Origin of the sequence: uncultured Gimesia sp. (genome assembly GCF_937919775.1) — a bacterium.
GTDB lineage: Bacteria > Planctomycetota > Planctomycetia > Planctomycetales > Planctomycetaceae > Gimesia.
The window spans coordinates 1-12758 of sequence record NZ_CALFPF010000375.1; the positions used below are offsets into that span (position 1 = coordinate 1).

Annotated in this window: 9 protein-coding genes; 4 read left to right on the forward strand and 5 right to left on the reverse strand. The window is 50.0% G+C overall.

Translation table 11 applies throughout. The features are described from left to right. From Q0294_RS10245 to Q0294_RS10260, 4 genes are all read right to left on the reverse strand, one after another. A partial coding sequence (locus tag Q0294_RS10245; protein ID WP_299464350.1) for an FAD-dependent oxidoreductase occupies nucleotides 1-1047 on the reverse strand: 1047 nt, incomplete at its 3' end. Between the two features lie 244 nt (nucleotides 1048-1291). Beyond that, nucleotides 1292-2677, reverse strand: coding sequence for an NAD(P)/FAD-dependent oxidoreductase (locus tag Q0294_RS10250; protein ID WP_299464353.1), 1386 nt, complete (start codon nucleotides 2675-2677; stop codon nucleotides 1292-1294). A 21-nt stretch (nucleotides 2678-2698) separates the two neighbouring features. After that, entirely contained in the window at nucleotides 2699-2962 is a 264-nt protein-coding gene (locus Q0294_RS10255; RefSeq protein WP_145111109.1) for an acyl carrier protein, read from the reverse strand. 322 nt (nucleotides 2963-3284) lie between these two features. Beyond that, on the reverse strand, nucleotides 3285-4535 hold the full coding sequence (locus Q0294_RS10260; protein ID WP_299464362.1) for a beta-ketoacyl-[acyl-carrier-protein] synthase family protein: 1251 nt from the start codon (nucleotides 4533-4535) through the stop codon (nucleotides 3285-3287). Between the two features lie 475 nt (nucleotides 4536-5010). On the opposite strand from Q0294_RS10260, the gene Q0294_RS10265 reads away from it, so the two are divergent. The 4 genes from Q0294_RS10265 to Q0294_RS10280 all read left to right on the forward strand — a co-directional run bounded on the left by Q0294_RS10265 (nucleotide 5011) and on the right by Q0294_RS10280 (nucleotide 11995). Beyond that, a complete protein-coding gene (locus Q0294_RS10265; RefSeq protein ID WP_299464365.1) occupies nucleotides 5011-5580 on the forward strand; it encodes a sigma-70 family RNA polymerase sigma factor in 570 nt (189 codons plus the stop codon). Next, nucleotides 5577-7223: a LamG-like jellyroll fold domain-containing protein gene (locus Q0294_RS10270; protein WP_299464368.1), complete on the forward strand. Its 1647-nt coding sequence runs from the start codon at nucleotides 5577-5579 to the stop codon at nucleotides 7221-7223. Before Q0294_RS10265 ends, Q0294_RS10270 begins: the two co-directional genes overlap by 4 nt. A 95-nt stretch (nucleotides 7224-7318) precedes the next feature. After that, entirely contained in the window at nucleotides 7319-10441 is a 3123-nt protein-coding gene (locus Q0294_RS10275) for a DUF1549 and DUF1553 domain-containing protein (protein ID WP_299464370.1), read from the forward strand. A 66-nt stretch (nucleotides 10442-10507) separates the two neighbouring features. Continuing rightward, a complete protein-coding gene (locus Q0294_RS10280) occupies nucleotides 10508-11995 on the forward strand; it encodes a DUF1501 domain-containing protein (protein WP_299464372.1) in 1488 nt (495 codons plus the stop codon). 31 nt (nucleotides 11996-12026) lie between these two features. On the opposite strand, the gene Q0294_RS10285 is transcribed toward Q0294_RS10280, so the two are convergent. After that, the coding region (locus Q0294_RS10285; protein ID WP_299464375.1) for an AraC family transcriptional regulator at nucleotides 12027-12758 on the reverse strand (732 nt) is incomplete at its 5' end.

Below are 12758 nucleotides of genomic sequence, written 5' to 3' on the forward strand. Positions count from 1 at the left end.
GATCAGAGAACGATCGCTGCCGGGCCGCGTTTCGGGATAATAAAACGAGAACGTACGGCTGCTGACATTTTTACTGAGCATGGCTTCGATATCGAATCCATTGTGCTCGGAATGGAACAGGAGATCGCCACAAAAATTGAGTTCATCGCCGGGTTTCAAAGCGATATAAACCTGGGTACTGCTGTTATTGAGTCGGACGGCTTTGGCTTCTTCGACAAACGCCGGATCGAAGTGTTCTTCGCCGACGAGATTCAGAATCGTACCTTTGATATTCGAGTTCGACATGATGGCTTTGCAGCCAATGCGTTTGCCGTTGACGATCACGCCAGTCACGCGGCGATCGGGGGCGACTTCGATTTTCTCGACCTGGGTCCGAATACGAACGTCGACGCCGTTATGTTCCAGTTCCGCCTTAATCAGCTTGACCAGTCGATCGGTGCCGCCACGAAACGTGTAGACGCCCTTCTGCATGAAGTTGGAAAACACAATGCCATAAGTAATCGCGGGATCTTCGAGGGTCGAACCGTTGGCGTAGGAGATGGGCTCCATCAACAGACGGACGACGTCATCGCGGCCGGGAAAAAACTCTTCGAACAGTTCGCGGGTGGTTTTACCCTGATCGTCGAAGAAGTTCATTTTGCGGGCGGTATCAAAAAAGTTTTTGACGGTCTCCGGTGCGATGTTGAACTTTTCGATCAACAACCGCGTGAAGTCGTCGCGCGTGAATGTGGTTTCAAGCGAGAACTGCGGATTTTCAAATCGTACACCTCTGAGAGGGACGATGGAATCGGCGATTTCCTGAGTCCAGTATTTGCGGCAGCTTTTCAACATGCCGTAAGGAAAGCCATGCAGCGAGATATCGAAGATATGCCCGTTCTGGCGTTTGAACCAGGTCGCCATACCGCCGAGTTGGTAATGATGTTCGAGGAGCAGTACAGAATATCCCTGACGGGCCAGGATGTTGGCCGATGTCATACCGGCCAAACCGCTGCCGATCACGATGACATCATATTCGTCTTTTGCGTCTTTCAGAAAATCTTTGGCCATGATAATTCAGCGTCGTATACAGTTCAGCAGAGTAGAAAAAGGACCGTGAGATTTCACGAATCCCGTATTAATGCCATTACATTGCTTCTCCTGTTTATCGAAATTGCAGGCCTTTGTCTACTAAACCGGAGCAATTCAGGTCTCTATGACAAAAGTGTGACAATTCAGCAGTCAGCAATGGAATAAAATGAACGTTTTGACAAACAATGATGCAAGAGTACAGCATCTCTTAACACAAAGAAGATTACTTCGGATTCAGCAGATGCAAATTGGCAATGCTGATTCCGGAAAGCATCGAGCCAATTATCCCGAGAAACCCCTGATCAGTGCCGCAGAGAAACAAATTGTTGAAAGGCGTACTTCCATCCAGAATTTTCTGGGGGGCACCATAAACACAGCCGTTGATGTGTCCGGTGAATTTTTTAATCGTCCGCGGAGTAAAAACGTCGACATCAAGGACATGCGGACGAAAATCGGGGATATACCGCAGGGAGGATTCGAGAATTTGATCGTACCAGTATTGTTTCTGCTCGATGTATTTTTCTTCGGACAGATTCATCCAGAAATCGGGATTCGCCAGCGCCGTGATGCGAATCGAACCTTCTTCCAGCGGCCGATCGTACTCAAAATTATTCGGCGAGCAGATAATACCGCTGCGGACGTCGACCGGTTCTTTGGACTGTTCGTAGTAAAAATCTTCCGATTCGTTATAGAACACGATGGTTTCCTCGTGACCGAATTCTTTGGGCTGCTGATTGAGGACGGAAATGGTTTCGACAAACGAGATATCGCCGGGAGTAAAACGATCATCTTGAGGCACTTCAGCACCGCACATCTGCAGTGTTTCCGCGGAACCAGCCGAAGAAAGCACATTTTTTGCTTCGAGGATCTGACCGTCATCAAGCATCACGCCCGAAACCTGTTTGCCTTCGATCAGCAACTGTTTCACGCCGGCTCGCAGTTTGAGTTCGCCTCCCAGCGATTTAAACTTGCGCACAAGGTTTTTCAGGATCAGACGGACGCCCTGATAAGGGCGCGCGAAACCTTCCTGATAAATGCTGCGAAACATGATCACGAACTGGTTAAAATCCATGTCATGCGCAGAAGGGCTGCCGTAAAACATCAGCGGACAGAGCAGCATATTAATCAGAAGTGGATCGGAAATATGATCTGCCATCCGCGCACGGGTGGAAATCCAGGTCTGTCCCAGATCGCCGATATTATGCGCGTCGATTTCCGAGACCAGTTGACGAAAGCCATCAATCTGGCGGGGAAACTGTGCGGCGATTTGTGCTTCGAAATAATCGAAGTGATTATTGAAACGGAGCGTATGTCCGGGAAAAACAACCGAGGAGCCGCATTGCGGGCTCAGATCAAAGTCTTCCCATTGAAAGCGGAGCTGCCTGAGAATTTTATTCAGCGGCCCTTTTTTTCCCCCTGGCGGAGCGTAATTGGTAATCGCGTGCAAACCCACATCATGATTCCGTCCCCGCAGACGGTAGAAAGAATTCAGACCACCAATCGTCGTGTGCCGTTCCAGAATGCAGACGCGTTTCCCGAAATAGGCCAGCCGGATTCCAGCAGCCAGCCCGGACATGCCAGCACCAATGATGATTGAATCGTAGCTCATGGCGAAGGGGATTTACGGGATTCAGACGGTGCTTTCCGCATCCTTCAGGAGTGGCGTGAGGTAAGTTACAGTGCTGTCCATCGTTACCAGTTCACCATAGTCTTCTTCCGGAATCTGCACGCGATAGAGTTTGCGCAACTCCATGACGATATCCAGAAAATCCATGCTGTCTAATTCCATCTGTTCACGAAAAGGAACACTATCATCAAGCTCCGAAAGATCCTCATCGGGAGCAATTCGAGCCAAGATATCCAGGATAACCGATCTGATTTGTTCCGGCGCCATGCAGAAACTCCAAACTTTTTAAAAATCCTATAACGTCGATTTCATTCAGCGAATCTCACGACTTTCACTGCGAAACCCGGTGAGGGGAAGCCTCTTATACCAAACAAACAAAACCCCCGCTAGAAGCCGGGAGATAAAAACCCGCCCCTTACAAGGAATACTATAGCGCGATCGAAATGATTTAAACCGACTGAACCCTCGAGAAAGGAGAGTTTTTCAGAAAATTCGCACAGAATCGTCATATCTCACGAGGGAATTCAGACTGCGATGAGAAAACAGGCCGAACTTCAAGCTCCGAACGGCACCTCTTCCGGCAATATTTTCAGGCAGAATACTTCTTGACGATCAGAACCGAATTAATTCCCAGCATCCCAAACGAATTATTGAGTATGCATTCAACCCGCTCCATTTGGCGCGGATGATTCGCCACAAGTTGAGGCAGATTACATTCTGAATCGACTTCATCCAGGTTCAAAGTCGCATGTGCGATTCCGTCTTCAAATGCGGGCAGATTTCCCAGCATTTCCAGAGCGCCGGCGGCTCCCATCGCATGTCCGATAAAACTCTTGGTATTGTTGATCGCCAGATTGGGGCAATCACCAAAGACGCTCGCCAATGCTTTAGCCTCTTCAATATCCCCCTGTATCGTCGCCGTGGCATGGCTGCTGACGATATCAATATCCTCAGGCTTCAGGCCTGCCCGCTTGAGAGCCAGATGAATGCATTCCGCCTGTCGGGTGGCGTTGGGCAGCACAAAATCGCTGGCATCAGAATTCATTGCGTAGCCGACGATTTCACCAAAAATCGTAGCACCGCGGGCTAAGGCATCGGGCAGGCGTTCCAGCGTACAAACGGCGCCCCCTTCTGCAACAACAATCCCATTTCGGTCTATGTCAAACGGTCTGCAGGCTTTGGTGGGATCTTCGTGTTTTGCTAATGCGCCCTGACTCTGAAAACTTGCAAATATGCCGAAGGTGTGGATGCTCTCGGATACGCCGCCGCACAAGGCGATATCAACTTCATTCAACCGCAGCATCTGCACGCCTTGAATAAAACCGGCATTTCCTGCTGCACACGCTGCTCCCAGAGTCAGATGCGGGCCAGTGATTCCCAGATTGAGCGTGACTTCACCTGCAGAATTATTGGCGACGGTTCTCGGATTATGATGATGCGACCAGACTTTTGTGTCATAATCAAACTGGGAAATCTCGTAGACTTCATTCTCGGTCTCGACGTTTCCGTGCTCGGTAATGCCGAGATACACGCCGACTCGATCTTTGGCCACATTTTCCCAATCCAGCCCGGATTGATTGACTGCCTCATTCGCACAATAAACGGCGATGGATCCTGCACGTGTTCCCCGGCGGACATCTTTGCGTTTCTGATATCTTAATTCATCAAAATTACAAACACCTGCCAGGACATCGCCCATATAGCGAATGTTGTAATCGACAACACCAGAGCGTCCTTCCAGCAGGCTTTGCCGAAATTCTTCCAGATTATTTCCATTCGGAGCCGTTAAGCCAATTCCTGTGATGACAACTCGGCTTTGAGGATCCACTGATTCCTGCATGGATTTATACCACTCTGATCGATTTACTAAAGCAATGAAGATTCATAGGCCACTCGGCCGGTTTGGCCGGGCAGGGGAAATGTTAAATAATATCCCAAGGAGATTACCCGTTCTACGAGAAACTCGCAAGTGGCGCGGCAAATGAGATTTGCGATTCAAGGGAGAATAGACGACAGTATCGAAAAACATTCTGTATAGTGACTTGGACTTTTCGCGAAGTGGAATTCGGGGCTCCCATTTCGTCAAAAACCGGATAAGATGGAGATGATAATTTGAACAACGAACTCAAAGAGGGTTGATTCGTTTTTGGGTTAAGAAGAATCTGCTCTGAAGAAAAAACTGAATGCTGAATATCAAATCATAAATCACACAACTGTAGTAACTTACACCAACTCTTGAACATTGAAATGAAGTATTCAGGAAAAATCATCTGTTTATCTCCGTCCGTTTTTGACATCTGCGTACGATTACTCATATGAACCGCTCATCAGAAACAAATCGGCAAACGGAAGCAGGATTGGGGCTGGCCCCTGATGAGCAGTTTGTTTCATTACTGGCCAGACATCACAGTCTGATTCGTGGCTTCATCGGGACGTTACTCCCCCACCAGACCGACGCGGAAGATGTTTTCCAGCAAACATGTCTGGTTCTATGGCGAAAATGGAATACCTTTGATTCAGAGCAGAGTTTTTCCGCCTGGGCCTGCGGAATCGCTTTTTACGAGGTCAAAAATTTTCAGCGGGTCCAAAGCCGGGATCGACTATATTTTTCAGACGAAGTTCTGTCACTCGTCGCAGAGTGCCAGACAAACTCGCTTACCGAAACCGATCGACAAAAACAGGCACTGGATGACTGCATTCAGAAACTGGATGGTGAAAATAGACAATTCATCCGGGACTGTTATCACGATCAACTCACCATCAAAGAAGTCGCCGCACAGTCAGGGCGTTCCGCTGATGCGACTTACAAGAAACTCGCACGCTTGCGACTTCGACTCATGGACTGCATGCAACAGACACTTCACTCTGCGGAGGCAGGCTCATGAACAAACATTTTTCTCACGACCATCAGACCATTCAATTGATCGACGCACTTCTGCAGGGTAACATCAGCCAGGCAGCACATGCAGAGCTGGAGAAACTGTTAAAAGAAGATCCGCAGCAGCGCCAGCTTTATGTAGAATACATGCGAGTCCATTCCGGCTTGTCGGTCTGGGCGACGGAAACAGGAGAATCTGAAGACTGGATTCCACACCCTGCCTCTACCGAACAGCATACCAGTCTGGGAACTCCCCGTTTCCTGTTGCTACTGGTTTCCTCACTCGTGGCAGCGACACTCTTGCTCTCTCTGGCTTATTATGCCGGGTGGAATACGCGTCCTGAACCAGGTTCCCTGATCGCCGATTCTCCCGAAATCGCGCCGGAAAGTGAAACAAACAGCCCGAAAACCGATCACATTGCTTTGTTGACGCAGGCCGTCGGTGTCGAATGGGAGACTCCTCGCAATCTGCAGACCGGCGCTGGTTTATCTGCAGGCTGGTTGAAACTGAAAAAAGGGACGATTCAAGTGGAACTGATCAGCGGTGCCTCGGTTTTGATCGAAGGGCCCGCCGCGTTCGAGTTGATTTCCCCCCTCAAAGCATTCTGCCAATATGGAAAAGTCCGGGCATCCGTTCCCGAACAGGCACATGGATTCACAATTGAAACGTCACGTTTGAATGTCGTCGATCTGGGCACGGAATTCACTCTGTCCCTCGAACCAACCGGCAGCGGACATGTCCAGGTCATCGAGGGCAAGGTGGAGTTGCATTCGCCCGATCAGCAGGTAAACCCTTCCAATATTCAAAGTTTATCAACCGGCGAAGGTGTGCAGTTTGATCAATTGGGAACCCTCAACCGCTTAACAGAAGCAATGCTGCCGTTAATCAATCCGGAAGAGCTCTCGCATCTGGCAGAACAGCAGCAAGCGCGGCAATTCACCCGCTGGCAAGCACAGAATGCCTCTCTCAAAAACGATCCGTCACTGATCGCTTATTATGATTTTGAAGAATCGTCCAACTGGTTACGAACTCTGAAAAACAAAAGTCAGCACCATCTTGCATCAGCCGACGGGGCTATCGTGGGCTGCCAATGGACGTCAGGCCGCTGGCCACAAAAACGTGCATTGGAATTCAAACGCACCAGCGACCGGGTTCGCCTGCATGTTCCCGGCGAATATCAGTCCCTCACATTAACAGCCTGGGTCAGAATCGAAGGCTTCGACCGTTGGCTCAGTTCGTTGATGCTCACCGATGGTTACAACGCGGGCAACCCGCACTGGCAGTTAAGCGATAAAGGCGAAATCATTCTGGGTGTCAAAACCGGCCCTGGTAAAAACTTTTTCTCACCCGTCGTTTTGCAACCGACGGACTTAGGCCGCTGGATCCATCTGGTGACGGTTTATGATCACCAGAAACGAGAAGTCGTGCATTATCTGGATGGTCTTCCCGTCAGTCACCACAAGATTGAAAACCCGATCCCTCTGGTCATCGGCGATGCGGAAATTGGAAACTGGCGCCCTCAGGAACATACGGGCGAACATTCGATTCGAAGTTTAAACGGTCGTCTGGATGAATTTGCCTTATTCGGACGTGCTTTATCTGCAGAAGAAATTTTACAGTTGTATCAGTCCGGAAAACCCAATTCCTGATTGATTTCTCAACTGATTTGTTGTGACATAGAAATACTCAGACAATCACTCCTGGAAATCTCACCTGATTTTACATTCAAGACGACGAGGCTTTGATGCGGAATTCCCTAAGCGCGCTCACACTGTTGGTCGGAATCGTATTACCCGTTTCACTCTCTGCAGCAGACAAGCAAGCAGCACTGCCCGCCGACCATGCCCAGCGGATGCAGCAGGGGCTGGACCTCTTCAAAAAAGAAGTACGGCCGCTGTTAGTTGAAAAATGCCTGAAGTGTCATGGCGGGAAATCGGTCAAAGGAGACTTCGATCTTTCCAGCCGCAAAAAACTGCTCGACAGCAGCATGATCGAGAAAACGGGCAAAGAGAGCTACCTGATGGCACTGGTCGAACACCGCGAAGAACCATTCATGCCACTCAAGGAAAAGAAACTCTCTGAAAAAGAAATCGCCAGTCTGTCGAAATGGATTGATCTGGGTGCCCCATATGACAAAGATCTGGCAACCGCAGGCAAGTCGGGTTCGGAAAAACTGGTTATCACAGACGACGACCGAAAATTCTGGTCGTTTCAACCGCTGAAAGCCCCTGCCCTCCCGAAAGTGAAAAACAATTCATGGGCACAAAACGAAATCGACCAGTTCATTCTGGCGAAGCAGGCAGAAAAAGGCCTGACACCCAATGAGGCCGTCAGCAAACGGGTCTATATCCGCCGTGCATATTTTGATTTAATTGGACTTCCCCCGACTCCAGCCGAAGTCGAAGAGTTTCTTGCGGACAAATCTCCCAAGGCTTATGAAAGTCTGATCGATCGGCTGCTGGCCAGTCCGCATTATGGCGAACGCTGGGCCCGCCACTGGCTGGACATTGCCCGCTTTGCTGAAAGTCACGGTTTTGAGCACGACTACGACCGGAACTTTGCATATCACTACCGGGATTTTGTGATCAAAGCCCTGAATCAGGATATGCCCTACGATCAGTTCATTAAATGGCAGTTGGCCGGTGATGAAATCGCTCCTGAAAATCCGCTGGCATTAATGGCGACCGGCTTTCTCGGCGCAGGTGTATTCCCGACACAGATCACCGCCAATGAAGTGGAACGCACCCGCTATGATGCCCTGGACGATATGCTCAACACGACAGGCCTGGCGATGCTGGGGCTGAGTGTCGGCTGTGCCCGCTGTCACGATCATAAATTCGATCCGATCGCCAGCGACGATTACTACCGCATGCTCTCCACATTCACAACAACCGTCCGCACGGAAATCGAGTTGGATCTCGATCCCGAAAAATACAAACAGGAAAAAGCCAAATTTGATCTGGCGCACGCGCCACTAATCAAAGCCCTGCAGGACTATGAAACGGGGCAGATCAAAACTGATTTCGAAAACTGGTTAAAACAGGGAAAAATCGATACGACACAACTCGATGAATGGATTGTCCCGGACGTTGTCAGCCATACTTCAAAAGGCAAAGCCCTTTTCGAAAAGCTGGAGGACGGTTCGGTGCTGGTCAGCGGCCCGAATATCAACCAGGATCAATACACATTTACTCTGCGGACCAATGTCCGGCCGATTCGTGCCATTCGCCTTGAAACATTAACCCATCGCTCATTACCGAAACAGGGACCGGGCCGCGCCTTGAACGGAAATTTCTCTTTGACGGCATTCAATGTAAAGGCTAAATCAGTCGCAGACAAAAAGGGAGCCGCGACAGAGGTCAAACTGACCAATGCCCGCGCCACACACGAACAGAACCAGACAACACTCTCGGCCAACAGCGCCATCGACGGGCAATACGGTTCCGGCTGGGCTGTCGATATGGGGGGCATCGGGAAAGATCAGGCCATCGTGTTTGATCTGGAAACACCCCTGGATCAGGAGGGCGAAACCGAACTCACAGTTACCATGTCCTTCACCAATAATGTGAACCACAGCATCGGGCATCCCCGCTTTTCTGTCAGTAATTCCAGTTCCCCTACTGTCAAAACGGGAACAGGCAGCCCCGAACAGCTTTCCCAGGCGCTGCAATTAGTCCAAGAGGGAGCCTGGGACAAACTGACGGCTGCACAGAAACAGATTCTCGAACGCCGCTTCCGCGAGCAGGATTCGAAATGGGTGGCTCTTTCCGACAAGGTCAACCAGCATCTCAAAACAGAACCGCAACGGGCTCTGACGAAAGTCATGATCTGCAGCGAAGGCCCGGATATCAAACCGGTCCGCCATCATACTCAGGGAAAAGACTTCTTTGACGAAACGTATTATCTCACCCGGGGGGATACCGAACAGAAAGGCGCCGTCGCGAATCAAAGTTTTCTGCAGGTTCTGATGCGATCACCTCAACAGGAAAAAACCTGGATCGAGGCCCCTCCCAAATCCGCGACCACTTCTTATCGCAGAACCTCACTGGCGAACTGGATCACAGATACTCAACAGGGCGCCGGTGCATTAGCGGCGCGGGTGATCGCCAACCGGATCTGGCAACATCATATCGGCACCGGCATCGTGAATACACCCAACGACTTTGGTCTGCAGGGAGAACGTCCGACCCATCCGGAATTGCTCGATTATCTGGCCAGTCAGCTCATCCAGCATGAATGGCATCTCAAACCGCTGCATAAACAGATCATGCTCAGCGCAACCTATCGACAGTCAACCGATTTCCAGCCGGATCAATCCAAAATCGATCCGGAAAACAAACTGTATTGGCGACATTCACCGCAGAGACTCGAAGGCGAAGTCATTCGCGATTCCATTCTGTACATCGGAAATCAGCTCGATACTACGATGTATGGACCCGGCACGCTGCAGGATAACAGTCTCCGCCGCAGTATCTATTTCAAAATCAAACGCAGCCAGTTAATTCCCATGATGCAACTGTTTGATGCTCCCGAAGCGTTAGTCAGTATCGGACAGCGTTCCAGCACTACCATCGCTCCGCAGGCACTGCTCTTCATGAATGCCGAATTCATTCGCGAAAGTGCCAAATCGTTCGCGAAAGAAATTCACCAATCGCATCCCGCATCACTGGAGAAAGCAGTCGAAGACGCGTATCAAACCGCTCTGGGCCGCGCCCCCTCGGCAAATGAAACGGCGATTTCACTGGAGTTTATTCAACACCATCAAAAGTCATACGAATTAGAAAAGAAACCGGAAGCCACGCTGCTGGCATTGACCGATTTCACACACGCATTATTGAGTACGAACGAATTTATCTATCCGAATTAATCATCAGGCTAGATGTAAAATCATAACGAAACAGATTAAACAACATTTTTTCTTTGGGGAAATATGATGTTACAGCCATTTTCAGAACTACCATCAATCTCATTGAACCAACTTCTGGCAAGACGGCAGTTGCTCAAGCATGCCGGCAGCGGAATAGGGGCATTAGGCCTGCTCAGCCTGTTAAAGCAGGAAGGGGTTCTCGAAACCGCTCACGCAGCACCTTCCCTGCAAGCCATCAATCCTCTGGCTCCGAAACCCACCCATTTCCCTGCCAAGGCGAAGTCGGTCATCTGGTTATTCATTAACGGCGGTCCAAGTCACGTCGACACCTGGGACTACAAACCCGAACTCGAAAAACGGGACGGCGTGGCGCTGGAAGGTTTCGATAATAAAACCGGCTTCTTTCAAAACGCAGTCGGCCCCTTGATGAAAAGCCCTTTCAAATTCAAGCAGCATGGAGAATCGGGAAAATGGGTCTCCGAGATTTTTCCGAATCTGTCTCAGCATGTCGACAAGATGGCCTTCATCCACTCAGGCCACACCGAATCAAACAACCATAGCCCGGCTTTATTCATGATGAATTGCGGCATCCCCAAAATGGGATACCCGTGTGTCGGTTCCTGGGTGACCTACGGACTAGGCTCCGAAAGCAACAGTCTGCCCGCGTTTGTGGTAATGTCGGATCCACTGGGAAGAGGTCTGCCCAAAGGACAAAGCCTGAACTGGGGCGCTGGTTTTCTCCCCAGCGTGTATCAGGGAACCTATCTGAGACCAACGGGCGAGCCGATTGATAATCTGCAGCCCCCCTCAGTGTTAACAGAAAAAGGAAGGCAGCGTTCTCAGCTCGACTTGTTAAAGTCGTTGAATCGTCAGCATCTTCAGCAGAATGAAGGCGATCAGGAACTAGCGGCACGCATTGAGAGTTTTGAACTTGCTTACCGAATGCAAAGCGCAGCACCGGAAGCGCTGGACATCTCCCAGGAACCCAAACATCTGCAGGAACAATACGGCGTCGGTAATAAAAAATGTGAGCACTTCGCAAAACAGTGTCTGATTGCCAGGCGGATGGTGGAACGAGGCACCCGTTTTGTGCAGATTTATTCGGGTGGTATGGAAAACCAGCGCAGCTGGGACGGTCACTCGGACATTAAAGGCAATCACAGTGGATTCGCCGAAGAAACAGATCAGCCCATTGCTGCGTTACTGTCCGATCTGGAATCGCGGGGTCTGCTCAACGAAACGCTGGTGATCTGGGGGGGCGAATTCGGCCGCTTGCCGATTGCCCAGAAAGGGGCCACTCCCGGACGAGATCACAATCCCCACGCATTCACAACCTGGCTGGCAGGCGGCGGCGTGAAAGCGGGAACCACTTACGGTGCCACTGATGAAATTGGCTTCAAAGCCGCCGAGGATAAAGTGCATGTGAACGATCTGCACGCAACAATATTGCGGTTGTTGGGTATGGATCACGAAAAACTGACGTATCTTTACAGCGGACGACGATTCCGGTTGACCGATGTGGGCGGCCATGTGATCGATAAAATCATCGCGTAAAATCAGCTGCGAAGTGAAACAGGAGCGGCTCTCATTCCGTTTCAGACGCTTTAAATTTGCGTCGGTATTCGGAAGGCGAGACACCCATCAGATTCACAAACTGTTTGGTAAAATAACTCTGATCGTAAAACCCCGACTCGAGAGCAATTTCTGATATGCGTTTTTCTGTCCGTGTTAAAGACTGGCAGGCGGCATTGATTCGCACACGCAAAATATATTTTTGAGGCGTAATCTGATACAGTTTTTTGAACTTACGGTCAAACTGACTGACAGATAAAAAAATGAGATCGGCCAGATCGGAAATCAGGATTCGTTCATGATAATGTTCGAGCACATATGCAATCACTTTGTCCAATTCCTGGTAAGACTGAAATTCGGCGCCGGCCACTTTAATATCACGCAGGACACCAGCCACCCCAATCACTTTACCGCCATCGCCGAACAGGGGAATCTTGCTGCACAGATACCACTTCAGATTTCCGTGCCGATCAGGAATCAGCCAGACCTGATTCGGCAGCGGGGTAGCCGACTTCATGACCCGCTGATCTTCTGCAACATATTGTTGAGCCAGATCCTTCGGGTGAATATCAAAGTCGGTCTTGCCGATAATATCCTCTTCCTTCGGAATCGCGCGAACGTCCATCCAGGCGCGACTGATATTTATAAACCGGCCTTCGGCGTCCTTCGCGAAAAAGTAAGCCTCCGGAATATAATTGAACAACTCTTCCAGATGGAGTTTGTTATCCAGCCGTTTGATGAAATC

What these genes read in the sequence shown, in the direction of transcription:
- Q0294_RS10260 (WP_299464362.1), bottom strand. Translation starts at nt 4,535, where the DNA reads ATGCAGGAATCAGTGGATCCTCAAAGCCGAGTTGTCATCACAGGAATT.
- Q0294_RS10265 (WP_299464365.1), top strand. Translation starts at nt 5,011, where the DNA reads ATGAACCGCTCATCAGAAACAAATCGGCAAACGGAAGCAGGATTGGGG.
- Q0294_RS10275 (WP_299464370.1), top strand. Translation starts at nt 7,319, where the DNA reads ATGCGGAATTCCCTAAGCGCGCTCACACTGTTGGTCGGAATCGTATTA.
- Q0294_RS10255 (WP_145111109.1), bottom strand. Translation starts at nt 2,962, where the DNA reads ATGGCGCCGGAACAAATCAGATCGGTTATCCTGGATATCTTGGCTCGA.
- Q0294_RS10250 (WP_299464353.1), bottom strand. Translation starts at nt 2,677, where the DNA reads ATGAGCTACGATTCAATCATCATTGGTGCTGGCATGTCCGGGCTGGCT.
- Q0294_RS10270 (WP_299464368.1), top strand. Translation starts at nt 5,577, where the DNA reads ATGAACAAACATTTTTCTCACGACCATCAGACCATTCAATTGATCGAC.
- Q0294_RS10280 (WP_299464372.1), top strand. Translation starts at nt 10,508, where the DNA reads ATGTTACAGCCATTTTCAGAACTACCATCAATCTCATTGAACCAACTT.